Source organism: Pseudomonas sp. GW822-FHT02D10, from assembly GCF_058802345.1.
On the sequence record NZ_JBXAOB010000018.1, the window covers coordinates 35,129 to 60,298 of the forward strand.

Consider the following 25,170-nt stretch of genomic DNA (forward strand, 5'->3'; position numbering starts at 1 on the left):
CCTAACATTGAGGTGAACGCGGCCGTTGTAGGAGCTGCCGAAGGCTGCGATCTTTTTGAGCGGGCTTAGGGATATCGACCATGCAATGGATTTTCATGCTGATTGGGCTGGTGCTGGGCTGGGTGCTCGATGAGTCTTTCATCGATGCGCTGATCGGCGCATTGATTGGCCTGGGTGCAGGCCAGGCGATGGTGCTGAGGCGCCTGAGTTCTCAAGCGCACGAGCAGCGTGGTCAGCTGGAGCGGGCGCAGGTTGCCCTCGGCGCGGTCGAGCAGCGGCTGGCGTTGCTGGAAACCCATGGCATCAATGCCGCCCCGACCCCCGTGCTATCAACGGCCCCCGAACCAACGCCCTCTCCTGAAGTCGTCTTTGATCAAGCGCCATTGCCGGCCGCACAGGAACTGGTCTGGGAGTTGCCGCCCGATTTCGAACCGGCACAAGCGAGCATCGCGTCTGGGCCCACAGATCTCTGGACCCAAGCCAGCGAACCGCAACCACCTGCCGAACCTCGTGGCCCGAATCTGATCGAGCGCGCCATCGCCGCCGCACGTAACTGGCTGTTTGGCGGCAACACCGTGCTGCGGGTCGGCGTGGTGCTGCTGTTCTTTGGTCTGGCGTTCCTGCTGCGTTACGCCACCGAAGGCATGGTGGTGCCGATTGAATTGCGTTACGCCGGGGTCGCTGTGGCGGCGTTGGCATTGCTGGGGCTCGGTTGGTGGCTGCGGCTGCGCAACACCAGCTATGCGTTGATCCTGCAGGGCACCGGCATTGCCGTGTTGTACCTGACGGTGTTCGCCGCCATGCGCCTGCACCCGTTGCTCGATCCGACGGCGGCATTAAGCCTGTTGGTGGCTGTGACGGTGTTCTCGGCGATTCTGGCAATCACTCAGGACTCGCTGGCCCTGGCCTGCGTTGCAGCGCTTGGCGGGTTTGCCGCGCCGATCCTGACCTCCACCGGCGCCGGCAACCATGTCGCGCTGTTCAGCTACTTCGCCTTGCTCAACGCCGGCATCCTCGCCATTGCCTGGTTCAAGGCCTGGCGGCCGCTGAACCTGATCGGCTTTGCCGGCACCTTCGGCATCGGTTTCGCCTGGGGCCTGCGTTCCTACACGCCGGAACTGCTGTGGAGCACCGAGCCGTTCCTGATTCTGTTCTTCCTGATGTACCTGGCGATCGGCTTGTTGTTCGCCCGGCGCAAATTGCTCGATATGAGTGACGCGCCGGAGGATGACAGCCGTGAGGCGTTGCTGCGCTGGTCGGCGCGCAAGGGTGACTACGTCGATGGCACGATGCTGTTCGGTCCGCCGCTGGTGGGCTTCGGCTTGCAGTTTGCGCTGATCCATCATTTTGAGTTCGCGGCGGCATTCAGCTCGCTGGCGTTGGGCGTTATTTACATGGGCCTGGCGCGTTTTCTCAGCGGCGGTCGAGCCCTGCTGCTAGCGGAAACCTGCCTGGCGCTGGGGGTGATTTTCGCCAGCCTGGCGATTCCCTTAGGCCTGGATGCGCGCTGGACGGCGGCTGCCTGGGCCGTGGAGGGCGCGGGGATCTTCTGGCTCGGTCTGCGTCAACATCGGCCATTGGCCCGTGCGTTTGCCTTGCTGCTGCAACTGGGTTCGGCGCTGGCATTCCTCAGCAAATTGAACCTGGGCGACAGCAGCCTGCTGGAGGGTTCACCGCTCGGGGCGCTGATGCTCGGGGTGGCGTTGCTGTTCAGTTTCTACCACTTGCGCAACGCTTCCCCTGAGCAAACCTCGGCCTGGGAGCGTAAAGGTTTACCGATGTTGGCCTGCGCTGGCCTGACGTTCCTCTATCTGCTGGCGCCGTTGTTCTTCTTCACCCACGGCACCGCGATCAGCTGGGCGTTAGCCGGTTTGGCGACGTTGTTTATCGGCCTGCGCCTGCAATCGCGGACCTTCCTGTTTACTGCGTTCGCGGTGCAACTGCTCGGCGGCGTGTTGTTCCTGCTGCGGCTGCATGGCGCCAGTGGTGAGGCAACGGCGGTGTTCAGTGCTGGCTGGAGTGGTTTGCTCACTGCGTCCTTGATAGGTCTGGCATTGATCGGCGGGATGCTGTTCGCCGCCCGCGACGACATAATGCGCAGTGACGTGCGGTTGCTGCGTGGGTTGTCGGTGGTGTTGCTGGCGGGATTGGTGCTGATCAATCTGGCGGTGCTGTTTGTCTTGCCATGGCAAACGGCGAGCGCGGTGTGGGCCGCCAGCGGCCTGTTGATCATCTGGCTGAGCCTGTACTTGCAGCAGCGGGTGAGTTTTGTCTTCGGACTATTGTTGCAGGTGATCGGCGGCGCGGCGTTCTTGATCGCCGGTCCCGAACTGCTTGGGCCGCTCGGCAGCGAAGGTTTACGGCCATTGGGCCACAGCGGTTTCTGGACGCCCATGGTGCTCGGGCTGGCGGCGATGGTCGGTGCCTGGCGCTTGCAGCTCGGTCATCATGCCAGCGCGTTCGACGCCTTGAGCTTGCGGCGTTTGTCCGAGTTGTTGCTGGTGTGGGGCGCGGCCTGGTGGGCGCTGGCGTTGGTCAGCGAAGTGCTGCGGTTTGCGCCGCTGAACCTGCAAGCCCCGCTGCTGCTGGGCATCGCGGCGCTGAGTGTCGCGTTGTGGACGTTGCTGGCCTTGCGGCTGAAATGGCCGGCGCTGGGCGTGCTCTGCACCTTGCTGATTCCGGCAGCGGCGCTGGTGTCGGTGGCGGCCTGGCATTCGCGTTATCACCCGGCGGCGAATCTCGGTTGGTTGGCGTGGGCGGCGGTGTTTGGGGTGCATTTCATCTCGCTGCGACGCTTGGCGCCGATGCTCCCGGTGCGAGTATTGAGTGCTGCTCACGTGTTGGGTTGCTGGCTGTTGATCGGCGTGTTGGCGCTGGAGCTGCGTTACGGCTTGCTGGTGTTGTCCGAGCAGTACAACGCCTGGCGCTGGTTGGGTTGGGCGATCCTGCCGAGCCTGTATCTGGTGCTGATGGCTGCGCCCCGCGCTTGGCCGTGGCCGATCTCGGCGTACGTCCGCGAATACCGCGTGTACGCCGCACTGCCGCTGGCCGCGCTGATGCTCGGCTGGTTCTGGCTGGCGAACATCGCCAGCGACGGCACCGCCGAACCGCTGCCTTACTTGCCGTTGCTCAACCCGCTGGAAATCGGCCTGCTGTTTGCCTTGTTCGGCGTTTATGTGTGGTCACGCAGTGCGGTCAGCCAACTGGCGGTTCGCGCCGATTACGCCGAGCGCGCCACGCAAGTGGTGGCCGGGGTTTCGCTGTTCGCCTTCTTCACCGCGCTGGTGATGCGCAGCGCTCACCATTGGGGCGGCGTGCCGTTTGAGCTGGATGCCTTGCTGGAGTCGATGCGGGTGCAGGCGGGTTTGTCGATCGTCTGGACCCTGATTGCCCTGAGCCTGATGATCGGCGGCCATTTGCGCCATCGTCGGGAAGTCTGGCTGGTCGGTGCGGCGCTGATCGCGCTGGTGGTCGCCAAACTGATTTTTGTCGAATTGAGCAACCGTGGCGGGCTGGCGCGGATCGTGTCGTTTATCGGCGTGGGTGTGTTGCTGCTGGTGGTCGGTTATTTCGCGCCGCTACCACCCAAACGTGCCGAAGCCGCACTTGAGCCTGAAAAACCGGCCAATGAATCTGAAGGAGTGTCGTCTTGAATCTGAAGTTGTCGCTGGGCGCTGTTGGACTCTGTGTGGCGTTGTCGGCTAATGCCCAGGAAGCCCCGGCGGACTTCACCACGCAGGTGCCCCTGAGTCTGAACGGCGAGGGGCCGTGGTATCGCCTCGAATTGCCGCTGGCGGTGCAATTGAATGCACGCCAGACCGATCTCAGCGACGTGCGGGTGTTCAACGCTGCCGGTGAGGTGCAGGCCTATTCGCTGGCGCGAGAGCAGGCGCAGAGCCGCGAAAATCGTGTGGTGAATGACGTCAAGTGGTTCCCGCTTTACGACTCGGCCTCTGCCCGCGAAGCGGTGCCGAGCGTGCGCGTGCAGTCGAACGCCAACGGCACGCTGGTGGAAGTTCAGCCATCGAGTCAGCTCGAAGCCGGCGAAGAAGTGCTGCGCGGCTGGTTACTGGACGCCAGCGTGATCAAGGCGCCGTTGCAGCAGTTGATTCTCGACTGGACCAGTGAAAGCGACGGCTTCCAGCGTTTCAGCATCGAGGCCAGTGACGACTTGCAGCATTGGCAGTCGTGGGGCGAAGGCCAGGTGGCGCGACTGTCGTTTGCCGATGAGCGGGTCGAGCAGCATGAAGTCAACTTGCCGGGGCAGAGCGCGCGTTATCTGCGCTTGTTGTGGAAAACCCCACAGGCAGCGCCGGTGCTGACTTCGGCGCAACTGCAAAGCGCCAGTTCCAGCTATCTGCCGCAGCCGTTGGTCTGGTCTGAACCGTTGGCCGGCAGCAGCACCAAGGCGGGTGAATACACCTGGCAGTTGCCGATGGGCTTGAGCGTCGAGCGGCTGCAGGTCGAGTTGAGTCAGGCCAACAGCCTGGCGCCGGTGACCCTGTCGGGGCGGCGCGAAAGCAGCTTGCCATGGCAGACCTTGAGCAGCGGTTTGCTCTACCGGCTGACGCAAAATGGTCAGGACGTGGTGCAGAACCAATTGCAGCTGCCTGGCCACGTGGTGCAGCAGTTGAAACTGACGGTCGATGAGCGCGGCGGTGGCTTGGGCGCACAAGCTCCGGCAGTGCGCTTTGCCGTGCGCTCGACGCAGGTGGTGTTCCTCGCTCGTGGGGCGGGGCCGTACACACTGGCGCTGGGCAGCGCGACGGTCAAAGCGGCGGGCTTGCCGCTGTCGACGCTGATTCCCGATTACAGTCCCAAGCGTCTGGCGACCTTGGGGCAGGCCAAGGTCGATGGCGGCGCGGTGGTGACTTCGCCTGTCACGGCGGTGACACCGATTGCGACCGGCACGAACTGGAAGAAGATCGGTTTGTGGGCGGTGCTCTTGCTCGGTGTGGCGGGATTGGCGGGTATGGCGTTCAGTTTGCTGCGTAAGCCACCTGCCGAGAATTGAGCGTGGGTGCTTTGCACCCAATCGCGAGCAAGCTCGCTCCCACAGGTATAGAGGCGCTCTTGTGGGAGCGAGCTTGCTCGCGATGGCGGCCTGTTTGCCGCCAAAAACTCTTAATCTGCCACTGTCCCTCACGCCACAACCCTCCCGATTCCAACTACGCTCAACCCCGCGCACGAACTCTATTGAGTGAATCTCGTCTGATAAGAGGAATTGCGCATCGACTCGCGTTAAACTGCGCGGGTTTTTAGTCCCCATTCCTCCGGAGCCTTCCATGTCCCGCGTTACCCTGAGTCGCTATTTGATTGAGCAGACCCGTAGCAACAACACGCCTGCCGATCTGCGCTTTCTGATCGAAGTCGTGGCGCGTGCCTGCAAGGAAATCAGCCACGCCGTCTCCAAAGGCGCCCTGGGTGGTGTTCTGGGCAGCATGGGCACTGAAAACGTGCAAGGCGAAGTCCAGAAGAAACTCGACGTGCTGTCTAACGATATCCTGCTCGAAGCCAACGAATGGGGCGGTCACCTGGCCGGCATGGCGTCCGAAGAAATGGACAATGCCTACCAGATCCCGGGCAAATACCCGAAAGGCGCGTACCTGCTGGTATTCGACCCACTGGACGGTTCGTCGAACATCGATATCAATGCGCCGGTTGGTACGATCTTCTCGGTGCTGCGTTGCCCGAACGAATACCTGAGCCAGAACGAACCCTTGAACGAAAAGGCTTTCCTGCAGCCAGGCACCGAACAGGTAGCCGCCGGTTATGCCATCTACGGCCCGCAAACCATGCTGGTGCTGACTCTGGGTGATGGCGTGAAAGGCTTTACCCTGGACCGTGAAATGGGCAGCTTCGTGCTGACCCATGAAGACATCAAGATCCCGTCCTCCACTCAGGAATTCGCGATCAACATGTCCAACCAGCGTCACTGGGAAGCGCCGGTACAACGCTACGTCGGAGAATTGCTGGCTGGCGAAGAAGGCCCGTTGAAAAAGAACTACAACATGCGCTGGGTCGCCGCGATGGTGGCCGACGTGCACCGCATCCTGACCCGTGGTGGCCTGTTCATGTACCCACGTGACAGCCGCGAGCCGTCCAAGCCGGGCAAACTGCGTTTGATGTACGAAGCCAACCCGATGTCGTTCCTGGTTGAACAGGCTGGCGGCGCGTCCACCAACGGTCACCAGCGTATTCTCGACATCAAGTCTGAAGGCCTGCACCAGCGTGTAGCGGTGTTCCTGGGCTCGAAAGAAGAAGTTGAACGCGTTACGGCTTACCACAAGGAATAAGCCATGACCGCGCCCTGGCAGCCGTTGCTCGAATGGTGGTTCGGTTCAGCCGACGACCCGAACGAAGTGGCGGCGCGACAGGGCAAGTTGTGGTTCGGTAAGCGTGACAGCCAGGACCTCGAAGCGCGAACGCGTTTCGGGGATCTGGTGGAACAGGCACTGGCCGGCGGATTGACCGAGTGGACGCAATGTCCCGAAGGTTGGCTGGCCCTGGTGTTATTGCTCGATCAGTTACCGCGAATGATCTTTCGCGATACCCCCAAATGCTTTGCAGGCGACCTGAGAGCTCAGGCTCTGGTGGCGCAAGGCATTGCTGCGGATTTCGATCGGCAGTTGCTGCCCATCCAGCGCGCGTTCATCTATCTGGTGTTCGAGCATTGCGAAAATCTGGCGGTGCAAAACGAAGCCATCTCGCGGTTTACAGAGCTGATGAATCAGCAATCCGAAGCTGATCGCGCGGTGTTTGCCGATAACCTCGATTACGCCGAACGGCATCAGAAAATCATTGCCCTGTTTGGACGGTTTCCCCATCGCAACGAGATTCTTGGACGTGAGAGCACGCCTGAAGAGTTGGCGTTTCTTTCTGGGCCTGGATCACGGTTCTAGCTATTCGTTGTTGCTGATTCCGCCATCGCGAGCAAGCTCGCTCCCACAGTAGATCTCCAGCGCGACAAAGATCCATGTGGGAGCGAGCTTGCTCGCGATGGGGCCTTCAAGGGCGCGTCAGATCCTGAAACTCCCCACCAACTGCTTCAACCGCGCCGCTTGCTGCTCAAGATCGGCGCACGCGCGCAGGGTCGATTGCAGGTTCTCAACGCCTTCCTGGTTCAGTGTGTTGATCTCGGTGATGTCGACGTTGATCGATTCGACCACGGCGGTTTGCTCCTCGGTGGCGGTGGCCACCGACTGGTTCATGCCGTCGATTTCGCCGATGCGCTGAGTCACGCTGCCCAGGCGTTCGCCGGCCTGGTTGGCAATGCCGACGCTGCTTTCACTCTGACGCTGACTGTCGGTCATGATGGCGACGGCCTCACGGGCGCCGACTTGCAGCTCTTCGATCATCTTCTGCACTTGCTGCGCCGAATCCTGGGTGCGATGAGCGAGGTTGCGTACTTCGTCGGCAACCACCGCGAAACCACGTCCGGCCTCGCCCGCGCGAGCGGCTTCGATCGCGGCGTTGAGGGCCAGCAGGTTGGTCTGTTGCGAGATGCTGGTGATCACTTCGAGGATCTGGCCGATGTTCACCGTGTTGCTGTTCAGCGTTTCGATGTTGCCGCACGAGTCGCTGATTTTTGCCGATAACTGCTGCATCGCCGCGATGGTTTTATCCACCACTTGCTGACCGTCTTCGGCCAGGCTGCGGGCGTCACTGGAGTGTTGCGAGGCAAGGGCGGCGTTCTGGGCGATTTCCTGGGCGGCGGCGCCGAGCTGGTTGATCGCCGCGGCCACGCTACTGGTGCGCGAGGCTTGCTGGTCGGAATTGAACATCGATGAGTTGGAGGCGCTGACGACTCGCAGGGCGACTTCGTTGACTTGACCCGTGGCCGACGACACTTCGCGGATTGAGGTGTGAATACGCTCGACGAAGCGGTTGAACGAGGTGCCCAGCGCCCCGAATTCGTCCTGGCCGTGAATGGTCAGGCGTTTGGTCAGGTCGCCTTCACCTTCGGCGATGTCATGCATGGCGCGGCCCATGGTCAGCAATGGCTGCATCAAGACGCGGATCAGCATGCCCAGCAGTGCGATGATGATCACCACGGCAATCACCATGGCGATGATCGCCGAGGTGCGGAATTCGCTGAGCATCGAGAACGCGGTGTCCTGGTCGAGCACCAGGGCCACGTACCAGTCAGCCGACGGCACGCCGTTGACGTGGGTGAACGAGATGAACTGCGTCTTGCCGTCCACCTCGACCTCCTTCATGCCGGGGCTGACCTTCGGCGCGCCAGCGGGATAGGCCTCGGCGAGGCTTTTAAGCACCAGTTTGCTGTCCGGGTGAATCAGGATCTTGCCCTCGCTGCTGACAATGAACGCGTGGCCGTGTCCGCCAAAGTTCAGCGAGTTGATGATGGCGCTGACGCTGCTCAGGTCGATGTCTGCACCGGCCACACCAATCATCTGGTTCTGATGCTGCACCGGGGTGGCCACGGTGATCACCAGCTTGCCCGAGGACGCAGCGATGTAGGGTTCGGTGACGATGGTCTGCTGCGCACTATTGGCGGCTTTGTACCAGCCACGGGCGCGTGGGTCGTAGTCCGCCGCGCGATTGCCGGCCGGTACCGAGAACATTACGCCGTCGGCGCCGCCGAAATAGCTCAACTGAAAGTTGCTGGTGTAGGCCGGCAGGCCGACGGCGCGTTTCAGGCTGTCCAACGCAGGGCCGTCGACGGCCACCTGCTGGGCCAGCGATTGCAGCAACTGAATGCGGCTTTCCAGCCAGGTCTGGATATTGCTGGTGGTCAGGCTGCCGAGTTCCTGCATCGAGGATTCGGTGCTGCTGCGCAGGGTTTGGCGCTGACGGTAGTCGTTGAACAGAATAAAACAGGCGAACGCTACCGCGACCACAAGGGCAGCAGCGAGCAGGATCTTGTGGCTGAACTTCATGTTTCTGGTCATTAAAGGCGCTACCGCGGGAGGACTGATCAACGAGGAGCGTCAAATTGCCACAGGAGAGGGCTTGGCGCTGCTTCTATGTCGACAGGCCAGCGCCAAAGATTAGGCAGTTTTTACAAAAACCGACGAAATACCGATCAGTGCAAAAAAATGCCTGAATTTGGGGCGAATTGCCGATTTTGCCATTCAAGAAATACCCGGTGCCGGTGGGAACCAGAAGGGGGTTTTCTCTTCTAAGCTTCTGGTTGGCAGCCATGCCTTCCCCTCTTTCCAGGAGTTACACCATGTCGCTGCGATCTATCGCCTTGCTGTCGTTTTGCGTGCTGTTGGCCGCGTGCAGCAAGATCAACCAGGAAAACTATTCGAAACTGTCGACAGGCATGCCCAAGGCCGAGGTCGAAACGTTGCTGGGTAAACCGGCTGATTGTGCTGGCGCACTGGGTATGTCCAGCTGCACCTGGGGCGACAAGAACAGCTTTATCAGCGTGCAGTACGCCGGTGACAAAGTGCTGATGTTTTCCGGGCAAGGCCTGAAGTAAACCGGGGCCAAACGCCCACGGGAGAAAAATAATGATGCGGTTAGTAATAGTTCTTTTGGCCGGTCTGTTGTTGGCCGGCTGCGCCACTTCTGGCGACGATGCGCTGGCGCCGAAAACGGTCCATAGCGTCAACCTCAAGCGTTACCAGGGTAAATGGTACGAGTTGGCGCGCATGCCCATGTACTTCCAGCGTAACTGCGCGCAATCCGAAGCCCATTACACCCTCAAGGCCGACGGTGACATGGACGTGTTGAACCGTTGCCTGACCCCTGAGTGGACATGGGAAGAGGCCAAGGGCACGGCAACACCGCAGATCCCCGGCAAGAACGACAAACTGTGGGTGAGCTTCGATAACTGGTTTACCCGGCTGTTGCCAGGCATGAGCAAGGGTAATTACTGGGTGCTGTATGTCAGCGATGACTACCAGACCGCGATCGTCGGTAGCCCCAATCGGCGCAACCTGTGGCTGCTGTCACGCAAGCCGGAAGTCAACGCCGATACCCGTGAGGAACTGCTGAGCAGGGCGCGTCAGCAGGGTTATGACACCACACGCCTGATCTGGCGGGTGTCGGACTCAAAAATGGCCCAGACTTCGAAATAACTAAGCTGATCTTGGATGAAATTTTCCAACGCCCCTTTTTTGGGGCGTTGTTATTTTCTTGTGGGCGACCTTATAACGACGCCCCGTAAGGTGACTCACGCATTACCGTGCAGCACTGAGAGGCGAGTCATAATGATGTTGCCAGATATTGAAAGTAAGTGCCTCATCTGCCGTGTTCAAACTTTGTACCCCACAACTGTAATGGGTGTTTTTTTGAGCTAACCTTTTTCCTGCGATAATGTGAGCGGCACACGGTTGATGGATGGACGGATCGGCGATACCAAAGTCGATCAAAGTATTGGCGGACTCTCCATTGAATGGGAGAATGATTTTGTGACCAGTTGATCTGACAGTGTAAATGTAAGTTTGGCTATGCTTACTGCTTTTTTGAAGGGAAATAATGCCTTCGTTTATCAGGTGTTCAAGATTTAGTTCGTCGTCAGGGGAAGTGACAGTAAATATAATTGTGCCGTCTTCAATGCTCTTGAATTCGATTGGTTTTATCGCGTGGTTTCCAGTGGCGCAAAATATAATATTGCAGGTTTTGTAAATTTCTTCGATATTTTTTGCAATGTTTTTTTCAGGGAGTTCGGTTAATTTTTTGATGTCCATATCATGGATCAGAAAGTTTTTTGAGTTTTTGGTTTGAAGTCTATACCTGATTCGCCCGCCGAGAGTGCCATGCCCGATGATGCCTACCCTGATATTTTCTTCGAATAGCATGACTCCGCCATTCTGCAAATACATTTCAGCAGCTAGTAATATGCTATCGGCCGATGCGAAATCACTTTTCCGTTTTAACTTCAGTTTGCCAATGGAGATAACAGGTCTGTCATCTATCGCCAATGAAGCGTATCTGCGCTCACCATTCAAGGCATACTCCGCAACGCCTGAAATGATATGAGGATCAAGGATTTTTAGAAGCTGAGCATTTAGTGCGAAGTACCCGCCATGATCCAGCAGTACGCAGCTTTTCTTGCCTATGGCCTCTCTTATTGTTTGTATGGTTTTGTTTGAGGCGTTTTGTATTTCGCTTTTGGAAATGTCTAGAACAGGATAACCTTCTTCTTTCAATAGCCTCTTGAGCGAAATGTTTGCCTTCTCAGTTGAGTTTTTAATGATTATTCCGCATAGGTCGAAATGGCGGGCAATACTTTCTATCATGGGGAATGTTGATTCATAGCCCGGACATACAAGGAGCACTCGTGGTTTATTTGAGTTCGCTCCTGATTGGGTAATGATGTCGCTATAAAATTCCAGTGCTTTTTTGTAAGTGGCCTTGCTTAGTCTGTTTAGTATAAGCATGTGGCTCCATTCCTTTGGCGATAAACAAGGCGTCGTCAGTATTTTGACAGGCTTTTATTGATGTTGTGATTGAGTTGGGGTTTTGTGTAGTAATCTGGGTGATGACGTGAAAGTAACGCGTTCGGTGTTTGACTTTGTGGCTTTAGAGTGTTGCTGCTTTGGCAGGCTGAAGTCCAGCTAGATGTTGTTCATATTTGTTGCTGTGTGGTGGCTGGCTTGTGCGGTTAAAGATCTTTTAACGCAGGTGAAGGGGCTTGAATATGTGGATGAGCAGAGGCAGGTGTTTACGTATGTTAGACTTTAAGTTCGGGTGTGTTCTGACAAGATTGGCAGTCAAGAGAGTTTGCATTAGTCAATCGATGGTGGGGCGGCTGTGGTATGCCATGGCTGGCCTGCGGTAGTAACCGCAGACCAGTCTTTTGCAGGGCTGTTGAGGGGAATGATGTGGCTCTTATCCCTCTAAAAATAATTACAGAAAAGACAGGTGGTCAGCCCAACAGGTCGCGCAGCACCTTGGTGAACGCGCGGTTACTGTCTTCTTCGCCCGCGTGATGCCCGTCGCGCACCACCCACTTGCCGTTGACCAGCACGTCGCGCACCTGGCGGTCGCCACCGGCAAATAACCAACGGTTCAGAATCCCGTCGCCATTGGCGGTTGCCAGGTAAGGGTCGTTGCCGTCGAGCACCAGCCAGTCGGCGCGTTTGCCGACTTGCAGTGCGCCAATCGGCTGGCCCAGTGCCTGTGCGCCACCGTCGAGTGCGGCGTCGTACAGGGTGCGACCGACCATCGGCTGATCGGCGCCATACAAGCGGTTGCGTCGCTGATCGCGCAGACGCTGGCCGTATTCCAGCCAACGCAATTCTTCCACCACACTCAGCGACACATGGCTATCGGAGCCAATGCCCATGCGCCCGCCTTGAGCGAGGAAGTCCACGGCCGGGAAAATCCCGTCGCCCAGGTTGGCTTCGGTGGTCAGGCACAGACCGGCGATAGCGCGACTCTTGGCCATCAAGCTGACTTCTTCCGGGTTGGCGTGGGTCGCGTGGACCAGGCACCAGCGCTGATCGACGTCGGTATTTTCATACAGCCATTGCAACGGACGGCGACCGCTCCAGGTCAGGCAGTCGTCGACTTCTTTTTGCTGTTCGGCGATGTGGATGTGCACCGGGCAGTGTTTGTCGCTGGCTGCCAGCACTTCGCTGATTTGCTGCGGCGTGACCGCACGCAACGAGTGGAAGCACAGGCCCAGTTGTTGCGCCGGTTGCTGCGCCAGCAGTGGCTGCAAACGTGCTTGTAGCTTCAGGTAGTTTTCAGTGCTGTTGATGAAGCGTCGCTGGCCTTCATTAGGCGCCAGCCCACCGAAACCGGAGTGGCTGTAAAGTACGGGCAGCAAGGTCAGGCCGATACCTGAAGCGCTGGCCGCCTGGCTGATTTGCAACGACAGCTCGGCCGGGTCCGCATAAGGGTGGCCGTTGTGGTCGTGGTGCACGTAATGGAATTCGGCGACCGAGGTGTAACCGGCCTTGAGCATTTCGATGTACAACTGGCGGGCGATAATCCCGAGTTGTTCCGGGCTGATTTTTCCGACGAGGCGATACATCAGGTCGCGCCAGGTCCAGAAACTGTCGTTCGGATTACCCGCCACTTCGGCCAATCCCGCCATCGCCCGCTGGAAGGCGTGGGAATGTAAATTCGGCATGCCCGGCAGCAGTGGACCGTTCAACCGTTCGGCGCCTTCAGCGCTGGCATCGGCCTGGATGTGGGTCAGCAGGCCATCGGCGCTGACCTCAAGACGTACATTGTTGGCCCATCCACTAGGCAGTAGCGCGCGTTCGGCAAAGAAGGCGGACATGGTTCAGCACCCCATCGTGTGTTATTTGTATATACATATACAGACGTTTGCCTGCTCGGTAAACTCCGGCAAGCTAGTCACTTCTATCAACGAACAAGGATTTCCTGTGCCGACTCCGCCTGCAGTCTCCCCGCTGAGTGCCAATCTGGGCGACAGTCCGGCGCCCTTGTACGCTCGCGTCAAACAGATGATCACCCAGCAAATCGACAGTGGTAACTGGCCGCCGCACTACCGTGTGCCGTCGGAAAGCGAACTGGTCAGCCAGCTGGGTTTCAGCCGTATGACCATCAACCGCGCCCTGCGCGAGATGACGGCTGACGGCCTGTTGGTGCGCATGCAGGGCGTCGGCACCTTCGTCGCCGAACCCAAAAGCCAGTCCGCATTGTTCGAAGTGCATAACATTGCTGACGAAATCGCCTCCCGTGGCCATCGCCACACGTGCAAGGTGATCACTCTGGAAGAAGAGGCCGCCGGCTCCGAACGCGCTCTGGCGCTGGACATGCGTGAAGGCCAGAAAGTCTTCCATTCGCTGATCGTGCATTTCGAGAACGATATTCCCGTGCAAATCGAGGACCGTTTCGTCAATGCGCTGGTCGCGCCGGAATACCTCAAGCAGGATTTCACCCTGCAAACGCCTTACGCCTATCTGAATCAGGTCGCTCCGTTGACCGAAGGCGAGCACGTGGTTGAAGCGATTCTTGCCGAGCCTTCTGAATGCAAATTGCTGCAAATCGAAAAAGGCGAGCCGTGCCTGCTGATTCGCCGTCGGACCTGGTCCGGGCGTCAGCCAGTGACGGCTGCTCGTCTGATCCACCCCGGTTCCCGTCATCGTCTGGAAGGGCGGTTCCATAAATAAAGAGCCATAAATAATAAGAGGCATGAATGAGTCAGTTGAACGTTTTTCGCGCGGCGAATTATCCGCGCATGCCGTGGAAAAACGGCGGCGGTAGCACTGAAGAAATCACTCGCGATACAGGCACTGGCCTGGATGGATTTGGCTGGCGCCTGTCGATTGCCGATATTGGTGAGTCGGGCGGGTTCTCCACCTTTGCCGGCTATGAGCGGGTCATCACGGTGCTGCAAGGCGAAGGCATGACCTTGACGGTCGACGGCCAGAACACGCGGCCACTGTTACCGCTGGACCCGTTTGCGTTCAGCGGCGAAAGCCACGTTTCCTGCACGCTGCTCGGCGGTGCGATTCGCGACTTCAACCTGATTTATGCGCCGAATCGATACCAGGCACGGTTGCAGTGGCTGAAGGGCGAGCAACGGTTTTTCAGTTCGACCGGAACGCTGCTGGTTTTCAGCATGGCTGACGCACTTGAAGTCAGGATCGATGGCCATGCGGCCCATGCTCTGGGTCGTCATGATTGCCTGCAACTGAACGGTAACACCGGGCTGCTGGATGTTTCCGTCAGCGGCCAGTGCTGTGTGATTGAACTGACAGCGCTCTGATTCAGCAGCTCTAAAAAGATCGCAGCCTGCGGCAGCTCCTACGGAACGGGTCATCCCTGTGTAGGAGCTGCCGCAGGCTGCGATCTTTTGCTTTTCGTCCCTTCGAAACCCGTTTCCCTGTGCGCACCAATTTGTTACCGAACGCCCCAGCGTGGCGCAAAACCGTGCTCAGGTAACAATTGTCACTCTTCGAAAAAATCCCGCCCAAAAAAAACGATCCCCGCCAAACCCTTGACCCAAGGGCTTTTCAGCCAGATTCAGCACTTTATTGAACCGCCAGCCAGAAAGTTGGCCGCTTGATTGCATATGCTTGTATGTACAAGTAAAGACGTATGCGTATGAGTCACGAAGACTCGACCATCGTCCACTGATTCGCCGGTGTGCACCGTTTGCACATTGGCTTGCTCGCCCACTGCCTGGGCTGGTTTGGATTGATTGCTGAGGAGTTTTTTTCGTGACTGACAATACCCAGAAACCAACGAAATACCGTGACGTTGAAATCCGTGCTGCCCGCGGCAACAAGCTGACCGCCAAGAGCTGGCTGACCGAAGCGCCGCTGCGCATGTTGATGAACAACCTCGACCCGGAAGTTGCCGAGAACCCTAAAGAACTGGTGGTTTACGGTGGTATCGGTCGCGCGGCACGTAACTGGGAATGCTACGACAAGATCGTCGAGAGCCTGACCAACCTGAATGACGACGAAACCCTGCTGGTGCAATCCGGCAAGCCGGTCGGCGTATTCAAAACTCACAGCAACGCGCCACGCGTGCTGATCGCCAACTCCAACCTGGTGCCACACTGGGCGAGCTGGGAACACTTCAACGAACTGGACGCCAAAGGCTTGGCCATGTACGGCCAGATGACCGCCGGCAGCTGGATCTACATCGGCAGCCAGGGCATCGTTCAGGGTACCTACGAAACCTTCGTTGAAGCCGGTCGCCAACACTACAACGACAACCTCACCGGTCGCTGGGTCCTGACCGCAGGTCTGGGCGGCATGGGCGGCGCTCAACCACTGGCCGCTACCCTGGCCGGCGCGTGCTCGCTGAACATCGAATGCCAACAAGTGAGCATCGATTTCCGCCTGAAAAGCCGTTATGTCGACGAGCAGGCCAAAGACCTCGACGACGCGCTGGCGCGCATCGCCAAATACACCAAAGAAGGCAAAGCGATTTCCATCGCCCTGCTGGGTAACGCGGCAGAAATCCTGCCGGAGTTGGTCCGTCGCGGTGTGCGTCCGGACATGGTTACCGACCAGACCAGCGCCCACGATCCGCTCAACGGTTACCTGCCAGCCGGTTGGACCTGGGAAGAGTACCGCGCTCGCGCCAAGACCGAGCCGGCTGCTGTGATCAAAGCCGCCAAGCAATCGATGGCCGTGCACGTCAAAGCCATGCTCGACTTCCAGAAAATGGGCATTCCGACCTTCGACTACGGCAACAACATCCGTCAGATGGCGCAAGAAGAAGGCGTCGAAAACGCCTTCGACTTCCCAGGCTTCGTACCAGCCTACATCCGTCCGCTGTTCTGCCGTGGAATCGGTCCATTCCGTTGGGCTGCGCTGTCGGGCAACGCTGAAGATATCTACAAAACCGACGCCAAGGTCAAAGAACTGATCCCGGACGACGCCCACCTGCACAACTGGCTGGACATGGCGCGCGAGCGCATCAGCTTCCAGGGTCTGCCGGCACGTATCTGCTGGGTGGGTCTGGGTCTGCGCGCCAAGCTGGGTCTGGCGTTCAACGAAATGGTCCGCAGCGGCGAGCTGTCGGCACCGATCGTGATCGGTCGTGACCACCTGGACTCCGGTTCGGTGGCCAGCCCTAACCGCGAAACCGAATCCATGCAGGACGGTTCCGATGCCGTGTCCGACTGGCCACTGCTCAACGCACTGCTCAACACCGCGAGCGGCGCGACCTGGGTTTCCCTGCACCACGGCGGCGGCGTCGGCATGGGCTTCTCCCAGCACTCGGGCATGGTGATTGTCTGCGACGGTACTGACGAAGCGGCCGAGCGTATCGCTCGCGTTCTGCACAACGACCCGGCGACCGGCGTTATGCGTCACGCCGACGCCGGTTACCAGATCGCCATCGACTGTGCCAAGGAGCAGGGTCTGAACCTGCCGATGATCACCGGTAAATAAACGAATGGGCCGCCTGTATGGGTGGCCCGATGCAAAACCCGTAGGAGCTGCCGCAGGCTGCGATCTTTTAGCGTCATGACAGACGCTGAAAATCAAAAGATCGCAGCCTGCGGCAGCTCCTACGGATGATCCGGAAAAACAATCCACAGAGGTTGAACCATGGCTAATGATGATCGTGCACGCAGTAAACCGTTGATCGAGAAACGTTCGATCGACTACATCCCGGAAGCGGAAAGACACGGTCGTCTATTGAGTCAGTTCACCCTGTGGTTGGGTGCCAACCTGCAAATCACCGCGATTGTGACGGGTGCTTTGGCAGTGGTGCTGGGCGGGGATGTGTTCTGGTCGTTGATCGGTTTGCTGATCGGCCAATTGCTCGGCGGTGGCGTCATGGCGCTGCACGCCGCCCAGGGCCCGCAACTCGGCTTGCCGCAAATGATCTCCAGCCGCGTGCAGTTTGGCGTGTATGGGGCGGTGATTCCGCTGGTGCTGGTGTGCCTGATGTACATCGGCTTCTCGGCCAGCGGATCCTTGCTGGCGGGGCAGGCGGTCGCGCAGTTGCTGCACGTCGAAGACTGGGTCGGCATCGCGCTGTTCGCAGGCTCGATCATGGTCTTCACCATGTTTGGCTATCGGGTGATCCACGGCATCGGCCGGGTCGCCAGTGTGCTGGGCGTGGTGGCGTTCATCTACCTGTTCTACAAACTGCTGGCCGGTAACGACATCGGCGCATTGCTAGGCAACAAGCACTTCTCGGTGGCGAGTTTCCTGTTGGCGGTGTCGCTGTCGGCGTCCTGGCAGATCGCGTTCGGCCCTTATGTGGCGGACTATTCGCGTTACCTGCCGCGCAGCACCTCTGCGTCGAAAACCTTCTGGGCCGTCGGCCTGGGTTCGGTGATCGGTGCACAGGCGTCGATGGTTTTCGGCGTGTTCGCCGCAGCCCTGGCCGGTTCGCAGTTCGCTCACCACGAGGTGTCGTTCATCGTCAGCCTGGGCGGTACCGGGATTGTCGCGGCGCTGCTGTACTTCGCCGTGGCCTTCGGCAAAGTCACCGTGACCACGTTGAACGCCTACGGCAGCTTCATGTCGATCGCGACGATCATCAGCGGCTTCCGTGGCAGCCGGCATATCGGAAGCGGCGTGCGCCTGCTGTACATCTTCATCATGGTGTCGCTTGCCGCTGCACTGGCATTGCTCGGCAAAGACTCGTTCCTCAAGGAATTCTCCGCGTTCATCCTGTTCCTGCTGGCGTTCTTCACGCCGTGGAGCGCGATCAACCTGGTGGACTTCTACTGCATCACCAAAGAGCGCTATGACATTCCGGCACTGTCCAACCCTGAGGGTCGCTACGGTCGCTGGAACATCATGGGCATCAGCATTTACGTGTTCGGCGTGTTGATTCAAATGCCGTTCATTTCCACCCACTTCTACACCGGCCCTCTGGTCGCGAGCCTCGGTGATACCGACATCTCGTGGATCATCGGCCTGGTGGTGCCGGCGGCGATGTACTACTTCGCCGCCAAGAAATGGCATAGCGCAGTACCTGATCGCCTGATACTCCCGGTAGAGCAGGGCGAGGCTGTAAAAGTGAAAACAAGTGGGGCGGATAGCGTTGCAGCAATCTGATTGGACGAAACTGGCGAAGATCTTCCTGAAGGCACATCCTGAGATCTGGCAGTTGTGGGTCACCACCGACGCTGCCAGGAAAATCAACGCGGAACTGTAGGCAGATACCTCCCGGCTAACCGAGAGGCTGGCCGGGACGTTCACCACATCCACTTGATTGAGAGTCTCCTATGTTTCCCGAAAGCTTTACCTTTTCCATCGCCGACTGGGTCAACGGTTGGGTCGATTCGCTGGTGACCAACTACGGTGATGTGTTCCGGCACATCTCCGACACCCTGCTCTGGGCCATCGTCAACCTCGAAGGCCTGCTGCGTGCGGCGCCGTGGTGGCTGATGCTGGCAATCGTGGCGGGTGTTGCCTGGCACGCGACCCGTAAGTGGGTGACGACGGCGGTGATTGTGGGTCTGTTGTTCCTGGTGGGCGCTGTCGGCCTCTGGGACAAACTCATGCAAACGTTGGCACTGATGCTGGTGGCGACGATTATTTCGGTGCTGATCGGCATTCCGTTGGGCATTCTCTCGGCGCGCAGCAACCGCCTGCGTTCGGTGCTGATGCCGCTGCTCGACATCATGCAAACCATGCCCAGTTTCGTGTACCTGATTCCAGTGCTGATGCTCTTCGGTCTTGGCAAGGTCCCGGCGATTTTCGCCACGGTGATCTACGCCGTACCGCCGCTGATTCGCCTGACCGATCTGGGCATTCGCCAGGTCGATCGCGAAGTGATGGAAGCCATCAACGCCTTCGGCGCCAACCGTTGGCAGCAACTGTTCGGCGTGCAACTGCCGTTGGCCCTGCCGAGCATCATGGCCGGGATCAACCAGACCACCATGATGGCCCTGTCGATGGTGGTGATCGCCTCGATGATCGGTGCCCGTGGTCTGGGTGAGGACGTGCTGGTGGGTATTCAGACCCTCAACGTTGGACGTGGTCTTGAAGCCGGTCTGGCAATCGTGATTCTGGCGGTGGTCATTGACCGCATTACCCAGGCCTACGGTCGTCCACGGCATGAGGTGAGCCAATGACCAGCGCGGCCAAGATCGAAGTCAAAAACGTTTTCAAGATTTTCGGTGACCGTTCGGCCGAAGCGCTGAACATGATCCGACAGAACATGAGCAAGGATCAGGTATTGGCCGAGACTGGCTGCGTGGTCGGCGTGAACGATCTATCGTTGAGCATCGCTACCGGCGAAATCTTCGTGATCATGGGCTTGTCGGGTTCCGGCAAATCGACACTGGTGCGTCACATCAACCGCCTGATCGACCCGACCAGCGGCGCGATCCTGGTGGACGGCGTGGACATCCTGCAATACGACATGGAAGCCCTGCGCGAATTTCGTCGGCACAAGATCAGCATGGTGTTCCAGAGCTTCGGCCTGCTGCCACACAAAAGCGTGCTGGATAACGTTGCCTACGGCCTGAAAGTGCGCGGTGAAACCAAGCAAGTGTGCACCGAGCGCGCGCAGCACTGGATCAACACCGTGGGCCTTCAAGGCTACGAAAACAAATACCCGCATCAGCTGTCCGGCGGTATGCGTCAGCGTGTGGGCCTGGCCCGAGCCTTGGCGGCGGACACTGACATTATTTTGATGGACGAAGCCTTCAGTGCCCTCGATCCATTGATCCGTGCCGAGATGCAGGACCAGTTGCTCGAACTGCAAAAGACTTTGCACAAGACCATCGTGTTCATCACCCATGACCTCGATGAAGCCGTGCGCATCGGCAACCGCATCGCGATCCTCAAGGATGGCCGGTTGATTCAGGTCGGCACGCCGAAAGAGATTCTGCATTCGCCAGCCGACGAATACGTCGATCGTTTCGTTCAGCGGCGTGCGGCGGTGGTTTGAAGATTTTGTGGTGACTGGGCTGGCCTCATCGTCGGAACGCCGCCCGGAGCAAGCTCGCTCCCACAGGGGTACGCGTTTCAATGTGGGAGCGAGCTTGCTCGCGATAGCGTCAGTGAAGCTGCATCAATATTCAGGTTATACGGATGAGGTTGAAGATGTCCCAGGCTGAAAAAATCGTTATCACCGATGCTCCGTTGCGTTGGCAGGATGTGGTTGCGGTCGCACGCGGTGGCGCGGAGCTTGAGCTGTCGCCTGCCACCTGGGCGCGGATCAACAACGCTCAGGCCATCGTCCAGCGCATCGTCGCTAGCTGCGAGCGTGCGTATGGCGTCAACACCGGGCTGGGGGCGTTGTGCAACGTGTCCCTGCAAGGCGAGCAACTGAGCCAATTGTCGCGCAACACCTTGCTCAGCCACGCCTGTGGCGTCGGCGCGCCACTGGCCGACGAGCAGACACGGGCGATCATGTGCGCGGCGATCATCAACTACAGCCACGGCAAATCCGGCGTGCACCGGCAAGTGGTCGAAGCGCTGCTGGCTTTGCTCAACCGCGGCATTACTCCGCAAGTACCGTCCCAGGGTTCGGTGGGCTACCTGACCCACATGGCCCACATCGGCATCGCGCTGCTGGGTGTCGGCCAGGTCAGTTATCGCGGGCAGATCGTATCCGCGCAGCAGGCCTTGGCCGAAGAAGGTCTGAAACCTGTGCAACTGGGTGCCAAGGACGGTCTGTGCCTGGTTAACGGCACACCGTGCATGACCGGCCTGAGCTGCCTGGCGATTGCCGACGCCAGCCGACTGCTGCAGTGGGCCGACGTGATCGGTGCGATGAGCTTCGAGGCCCAGCGGGGGCAGATCGCCGCTTTCGATGCCGAAATCATCGCGCTCAAGCCGCATCCGGGCATGCAGCAGGTCGGTATCAACCTGCGCAGCCTGTTAGACGGCAGTGAAGTGATTGCCAGTAGCAAGGGCATTCGTACGCAAGACGCGCTGAGCATCCGTTCGATTCCACAGGTTCACGGCGCGGCCCGCGATCAACTTGCGCATGCAACCCGGCAGATCGAAACCGAACTTAATTCCGTCACCGATAACCCGATGCTGCTGGGCACTCCGGACAACTTCCGGGTGATGTCCCAGGCTAACCCGCACGGCCAGTCGGTGGCGTTGGCTGCGGACCTGCTGGCGATTGCCATGGCGGAAATCGGCTCGATTGCCGAACGTCGTCTCGACCGCTTGATCAACCCGCACGTCAGCGGTTTGCCGGCGTTCCTGGTGGCTAACCCTGGTGTGAACTCGGGGATGATGATCGTCCAGTACGTCGCCGCGTCGTTGTGTGCGGAAAACCGCCAATTGGCGCAACCGGCGGTGCTCGACAACTACGTCACCTCGGGTTTGCAGGAAGACCACCTGAGCATGGGCACCAACGCCGCGCTGAAGCTGCACCGGGCGCTGGAAAACTGCACGCAGATCCTCGCCATCGAGTATTTGCTGGCGGCCCAGGCCTTCGAGTTCCTCAAGGAACAGCGTTTCGGCGCTGGCACCGACACCGCCTGGCGCCTGCTACGTGAGCGCGTTGCGGCCTACGACCAGGACCGCTGGCTGGCGCCGGACATCGCCAGCGCAGCCTCGATTTTGAAAGACCCGATACTGCTTCAAAACGCTTTACCCGATTTGCACTGATTTCCACAAAAGCCAGCGTGCCAAGGCGCCAGCCCCCTAAAAAAGCGGGCAGCGACGGACAACGGAATCATCCGGAGCGTCTGGTTAGTTAACTGCTCTTAATATAAAGAGCATAAAAGCTCTCAAAAGGAGAATGAATGTGACTGCCCTGAACCTGAACCTTATCCCTGGCCAACTGAGCCTTGCCCAACTGCGTGCTGTTTATCAGCAACCGGTCCAAATCAGCCTCGACGACAGCGCGTCGGCTCAGATCGAAGCCAGCGTCGCCTGCGTGGAACAGATCCTCGCGGAAAACCGTACCGCGTACGGTATCAACACCGGTTTCGGCCTGCTGGCGTCGACCCGCATTGCCAGCGAAGACCTGGAAAACCTCCAGCGCTCGCTGGTGTTGTCTCACGCTGCCGGTGTTGGCGAGCCGATCAGCGACGCCTTGGTGCGTCTGGTCATGGTGCTCAAGGTCAACAGCCTGAGCCGTGGTTTTTCCGGCATCCGCCGGGTGGTGATCGACGCGCTGATCGCGCTGATCAACGCCGAGGTTTACCCGCACATTCCGTTGAAAGGTTCGGTCGGTGCTTCCGGCGACCTGGCGCCTCTGGCCCACATGTCGCTGGTGCTGCTGGGCGAAGGCAAGGCGCGTTACAAAGGCGAATGGCTGGAAGCGACCGAAGCGCTGAAAGTCGCGGGCCTCAAGCCGCTGACCCTGGCGGCCAAAGAAGGTCTGGCGCTGCTCAACGGTACTCAGGTGTCCACCGCCTACGCACTGCGTGGCCTGTTCGAAGGCGAAGACCTGTTCGCTGGCGCTCTGGCCCTTGGTGGTCTGACCGTTGAAGCGGTGCTGGGCTCACGCTCGCCATTCGACGCTCGCATTCATGCTGCCCGTGGTCAAAAAGGTCAGATCGATGCCGCTGCTGCTTACCGCGACCTGTTGGGTGAACGCAGCCAAGTCTCTGATTCGCACGAGAACTGCGAAAAGGTTCAGGACCCGTACTCGCTGCGCTGCCAGCCGCAAGTCATGGGCGCCTGCCTGACTCAGTTCCGTCAGGCCGCTGAAGTGCTGGCGATCGAAGCCAACGCCGTGTCGGATAACCCGTTGGTCTTCGCGGCTGAAGGTGACGTGATCTCCGGTGGTAACTTCCACGCCGAACCGGTTGCCATGGCTGCCGACAACATGGCTCTGGCCATCGCTGAAATCGGCTCCCTGAGCGAACGCCGCATCTCGCTGATGATGGACAAGCACATGTCGCAACTGCCGCCATTCCTGGTGGCCAACGGTGGCGTGAACTCCGGCTTCATGATCGCCCAGGTGACTGCGGCGGCTCTGGCCAGCGAGAACAAGGCACTGTCGCACCCGCACTCGGTGGACAGCCTGCCGACGTCCGCCAACCAGGAAGACCACGTTTCCATGGCGCCGGCCGCTGGCAAGCGTCTGTGGGAAATGGCTGAAAACACTCGCGGTGTTCTGGCTGTCGAGTGGCTGGCAGCCTGCCAGGGTCTGGACCTGCGCGACGGTCTGAAGACCTCGTCGAAACTGGAAAAAGCCCGCAGCACCCTGCGCGCCAAAGTACCGTTCTACGAGAAGGACCGTTTCTTCGCACCGGACATTAACGCCGCGAGCGAACTGCTGGCTTCGCGCTGCTTGAATGAACTGGTGATGGCGAAGTTGCTGCCTAGCCTGTAATGGCCCCATCGCGAGCAGGCTCGCTCCCACAAGGATTACGTTGAACCTGTGGGAGCAGCCGGGCGGCGTTCCGTCTGCTCGCGATTCGATTTTGCGTCGACAAGAATAACTAAGGACGAGAAATGCAAAAGCCAGAAAACGGCTTGAAACGCGGGCTATCGGCCCGACATATTCGCTTCATGGCGCTGGGGTCGGCAATCGGCACCGGGCTGTTTTACGGTTCTGCCTCGGCCATTCAGATGGCCGGTCCTGCGGTGCTGCTTGCCTACCTGATCGGTGGCGCGGCGGTGTTCATGGTCATGCGCGCCCTCGGCGAGATGGCGGTGCACAACCCGGTTGCAGGTTCCTTCGGTCAATACGCCAGCACCTACCTGGGACCGATGGCAGGCTTCATCCTTGGATGGACGTACGCATTCGAAATGGTCATCGTCGGCATGGCCGACGTCACTGCATTCGGTATTTACATGGGCTTCTGGTTCCCGGAAGTCTCTCGCTGGATTTGGGTATTGGGCGTCGTTTCCATCGTCGGCGGCTTGAACCTGTGCAACGTCAAAGTCTTCGGTGAAATGGAGTTCTGGCTGTCGCTGCTCAAGGTCGCGGCCATCGTTGCGATGATCCTCGGCGGCTTCGGCATCATGCTGTTTGGTATCAGCACGGCCCCTGGCCAAGTGACCGACATCAGCAACCTCTGGACCCAAGGCGGCTTCATGCCCAATGGCATGGGCGGTCTGATCGCTTCGTTCGCGGTGGTGATGTTTGCGTTTGGCGGTATTGAAATCATTGGCGTCACCGCAGGTGAGGCCAAAGACCCGCAGCACGTGCTGCCTCGTGCAATCAACGCCGTACCGTTGCGGATTCTGCTGTTCTACGTGCTGACGATGGTGGTGCTGATGTCGATCTTTCCTTGGCAGCAGATCGGTGGCCAGGGCAGCCCGTTCGTGCAGATCTTCGATAAGCTGGGGATCAGCTCGGCGGCCACCATCCTTAATATTGTGGTGATTACGGCGGCGATTTCGGCGATCAACAGTGACATCTTCGGCGCTGGCCGCATGATGTTCGGTCTGGCCCAGCAAGGGCACGCACCGAAGGGCTTCGCCCGCCTGTCGCGCAATGGTGTGCCGTGGATGACCGTGGTGGTGATGAGCGTCGCGTTGCTGCTGGGCGTGTTGCTGAACTACCTGATCCCGGAAAACGTGTTTCTGCTGATCGCGTCCATTGCGACCTTTGCTACCGTTTGGGTCTGGCTGATGATTCTGTTCACTCAGGTGGCCATGCGTCGTTCCATGACCGCCGAGCAAGTCGCGCAGCTGAAATTCCCGGTACCGTTCTGGCCTTATGCGCCGATGGCGGCGATTGCCTTCATGCTGTTTGTCTTCGGTGTGCTGGGTTATTTCCCGGATACCCAAGTGGCGCTGATCGTTGGCGTGGTCTGGATCGTGTTGCTGGTGTTGGCCTATCTGACGTGGGTCAAACCGGCGGCAGGGCAGGCGGCCCTGGTCGCGCGTGATCCTTCTTTTTCTCATCGATAACTAACGGAGG

The 25,170-nt window shown here is 59.1% G+C and carries 18 protein-coding genes and 1 pseudogene; 15 read left to right on the forward strand and 4 right to left on the reverse strand.

The genetic code is table 11. The annotated features are described in order from the left end of the window. Positions 1-80: 80 nt before the first annotated feature. The 4 genes from AC1RPZ_RS23275 to AC1RPZ_RS23290 all read left to right on the forward strand — a co-directional run bounded on the left by AC1RPZ_RS23275 (position 81) and on the right by AC1RPZ_RS23290 (position 6,902). The gene (locus tag AC1RPZ_RS23275; protein WP_493139751.1) at positions 81-3,653 is read left to right on the forward strand and encodes a DUF2339 domain-containing protein; all 3,573 of its coding nucleotides are present in this window, start codon (positions 81-83) and stop codon (positions 3,651-3,653) included. Next, positions 3,650-5,014: a DUF3999 domain-containing protein gene (locus AC1RPZ_RS23280; RefSeq protein ID WP_493139752.1), complete on the forward strand. Its 1,365-nt coding sequence runs from the start codon at positions 3,650-3,652 to the stop codon at positions 5,012-5,014. Before AC1RPZ_RS23275 ends, AC1RPZ_RS23280 begins: the two co-directional genes overlap by 4 nt. A gap of 271 nt (positions 5,015-5,285) precedes the next feature. Then, positions 5,286-6,296 (forward strand): class 1 fructose-bisphosphatase, encoded by a 1,011-nt coding sequence (locus AC1RPZ_RS23285; protein WP_493139754.1) that lies wholly within the window; start codon positions 5,286-5,288, stop codon positions 6,294-6,296. Between the two features lie 3 nt (positions 6,297-6,299). Then, a complete protein-coding gene (locus AC1RPZ_RS23290) occupies positions 6,300-6,902 on the forward strand; it encodes a DUF924 family protein (RefSeq protein ID WP_493139756.1) in 603 nt (200 codons plus the stop codon). 117 nt (positions 6,903-7,019) lie between these two features. Here AC1RPZ_RS23290 and AC1RPZ_RS23295 read toward each other — a convergent pair whose 3' ends face one another. Beyond that, complete coding sequence (locus AC1RPZ_RS23295) at positions 7,020-7,784, reverse strand: methyl-accepting chemotaxis protein (protein ID WP_371917725.1); 765 nt, start codon at positions 7,782-7,784, stop codon at positions 7,020-7,022. A 93-nt stretch (positions 7,785-7,877) separates the two neighbouring features. Next, a pseudogene (locus AC1RPZ_RS23300) lies at positions 7,878-8,912 on the reverse strand (HAMP domain-containing protein); the annotation flags it as partial. A 281-nt stretch (positions 8,913-9,193) separates the two neighbouring features. Between AC1RPZ_RS23300 and AC1RPZ_RS23305 the strand changes: the two are divergent. After that, entirely contained in the window at positions 9,194-9,448 is a 255-nt protein-coding gene (locus AC1RPZ_RS23305; RefSeq protein WP_493139757.1) for a hypothetical protein, read from the forward strand. Between the two features lie 31 nt (positions 9,449-9,479). Next, positions 9,480-10,049 carry a lipocalin family protein gene (locus tag AC1RPZ_RS23310; RefSeq protein WP_493139759.1) on the forward strand — a complete coding sequence of 190 codons (570 nt, stop codon included), beginning with the start codon at positions 9,480-9,482 and terminating at the stop codon, positions 10,047-10,049. 102 nt (positions 10,050-10,151) lie between these two features. Here the strand turns inward: AC1RPZ_RS23310 and AC1RPZ_RS23315 are convergent, their stop codons facing one another. Further along, positions 10,152-11,354 (reverse strand): Rossmann-fold NAD(P)-binding domain-containing protein, encoded by a 1,203-nt coding sequence (locus AC1RPZ_RS23315; protein ID WP_493139761.1) that lies wholly within the window; start codon positions 11,352-11,354, stop codon positions 10,152-10,154. Positions 11,355-11,842: 488 nt separating this feature from the next. Then, positions 11,843-13,207, reverse strand: coding sequence for a formimidoylglutamate deiminase (locus tag AC1RPZ_RS23320; protein ID WP_493139763.1), 1,365 nt, complete (start codon positions 13,205-13,207; stop codon positions 11,843-11,845). Positions 13,208-13,394: 187 nt separating this feature from the next. On the opposite strand from AC1RPZ_RS23320, the gene hutC reads away from it, so the two are divergent. The 9 genes from hutC to AC1RPZ_RS23365 all read left to right on the forward strand — a co-directional run bounded on the left by hutC (position 13,395) and on the right by AC1RPZ_RS23365 (position 25,160). Further along, positions 13,395-14,063: a histidine utilization transcriptional repressor HutC gene (gene hutC / locus AC1RPZ_RS23325; protein ID WP_232252242.1), complete on the forward strand. Its 669-nt coding sequence runs from the start codon at positions 13,395-13,397 to the stop codon at positions 14,061-14,063. A gap of 26 nt (positions 14,064-14,089) precedes the next feature. Beyond that, positions 14,090-14,662, forward strand: coding sequence for a HutD/Ves family protein (locus tag AC1RPZ_RS23330; protein WP_493139765.1), 573 nt, complete (start codon positions 14,090-14,092; stop codon positions 14,660-14,662). A gap of 454 nt (positions 14,663-15,116) precedes the next feature. After that, entirely contained in the window at positions 15,117-16,805 is a 1,689-nt protein-coding gene (gene hutU / locus AC1RPZ_RS23335; RefSeq protein WP_493139767.1) for a urocanate hydratase, read from the forward strand. A gap of 159 nt (positions 16,806-16,964) precedes the next feature. After that, positions 16,965-18,431 (forward strand): purine-cytosine permease family protein, encoded by a 1,467-nt coding sequence (locus AC1RPZ_RS23340; RefSeq protein ID WP_493139768.1) that lies wholly within the window; start codon positions 16,965-16,967, stop codon positions 18,429-18,431. 170 nt (positions 18,432-18,601) lie between these two features. After that, positions 18,602-19,453, forward strand: a complete 852-nt coding sequence (locus tag AC1RPZ_RS23345; protein ID WP_493139770.1) for an ABC transporter permease — start codon at positions 18,602-18,604, stop codon at positions 19,451-19,453. Next, a complete protein-coding gene (locus AC1RPZ_RS23350; RefSeq protein ID WP_493139772.1) occupies positions 19,450-20,274 on the forward strand; it encodes a quaternary amine ABC transporter ATP-binding protein in 825 nt (274 codons plus the stop codon). Before AC1RPZ_RS23345 ends, AC1RPZ_RS23350 begins: the two co-directional genes overlap by 4 nt. Positions 20,275-20,429: 155 nt before the next feature. Next, positions 20,430-21,953: a histidine ammonia-lyase gene (gene hutH, locus AC1RPZ_RS23355; RefSeq protein WP_493139774.1), complete on the forward strand. Its 1,524-nt coding sequence runs from the start codon at positions 20,430-20,432 to the stop codon at positions 21,951-21,953. A 148-nt stretch (positions 21,954-22,101) separates the two neighbouring features. Beyond that, positions 22,102-23,631, forward strand: coding sequence for a histidine ammonia-lyase (gene hutH, locus AC1RPZ_RS23360; RefSeq protein ID WP_493139841.1), 1,530 nt, complete (start codon positions 22,102-22,104; stop codon positions 23,629-23,631). A gap of 122 nt (positions 23,632-23,753) precedes the next feature. Then, positions 23,754-25,160, forward strand: a complete 1,407-nt coding sequence (locus AC1RPZ_RS23365) for an amino acid permease (RefSeq protein WP_493139775.1) — start codon at positions 23,754-23,756, stop codon at positions 25,158-25,160. The last annotated feature ends 10 nt before the right edge of the window (positions 25,161-25,170 follow it).

Coding starts and splice junctions, on each gene's coding strand:
- AC1RPZ_RS23275 (WP_493139751.1), top strand. CDS start 81: ATGCAATGGATTTTCATGCTGATTGGGCTGGTGCTGGGCTGGGTGCTC.
- AC1RPZ_RS23285 (WP_493139754.1), top strand. CDS start 5,286: ATGTCCCGCGTTACCCTGAGTCGCTATTTGATTGAGCAGACCCGTAGC.
- AC1RPZ_RS23290 (WP_493139756.1), top strand. CDS start 6,300: ATGACCGCGCCCTGGCAGCCGTTGCTCGAATGGTGGTTCGGTTCAGCC.
- AC1RPZ_RS23295 (WP_371917725.1), bottom strand. CDS start 7,784: ATGTTCAATTCCGACCAGCAAGCCTCGCGCACCAGTAGCGTGGCCGCG.
- AC1RPZ_RS23305 (WP_493139757.1), top strand. CDS start 9,194: ATGTCGCTGCGATCTATCGCCTTGCTGTCGTTTTGCGTGCTGTTGGCC.
- AC1RPZ_RS23310 (WP_493139759.1), top strand. CDS start 9,480: ATGATGCGGTTAGTAATAGTTCTTTTGGCCGGTCTGTTGTTGGCCGGC.
- AC1RPZ_RS23315 (WP_493139761.1), bottom strand. CDS start 11,354: ATGCTTATACTAAACAGACTAAGCAAGGCCACTTACAAAAAAGCACTG.
- AC1RPZ_RS23320 (WP_493139763.1), bottom strand. CDS start 13,207: ATGTCCGCCTTCTTTGCCGAACGCGCGCTACTGCCTAGTGGATGGGCC.
- hutC (WP_232252242.1), top strand. CDS start 13,395: ATGATCACCCAGCAAATCGACAGTGGTAACTGGCCGCCGCACTACCGT.
- AC1RPZ_RS23330 (WP_493139765.1), top strand. CDS start 14,090: ATGAGTCAGTTGAACGTTTTTCGCGCGGCGAATTATCCGCGCATGCCG.
- AC1RPZ_RS23340 (WP_493139768.1), top strand. CDS start 16,965: ATGGCTAATGATGATCGTGCACGCAGTAAACCGTTGATCGAGAAACGT.
- AC1RPZ_RS23345 (WP_493139770.1), top strand. CDS start 18,602: ATGTTTCCCGAAAGCTTTACCTTTTCCATCGCCGACTGGGTCAACGGT.
- AC1RPZ_RS23350 (WP_493139772.1), top strand. CDS start 19,450: ATGACCAGCGCGGCCAAGATCGAAGTCAAAAACGTTTTCAAGATTTTC.
- hutH (WP_493139774.1), top strand. CDS start 20,430: ATGTCCCAGGCTGAAAAAATCGTTATCACCGATGCTCCGTTGCGTTGG.
- AC1RPZ_RS23365 (WP_493139775.1), top strand. CDS start 23,754: ATGCAAAAGCCAGAAAACGGCTTGAAACGCGGGCTATCGGCCCGACAT.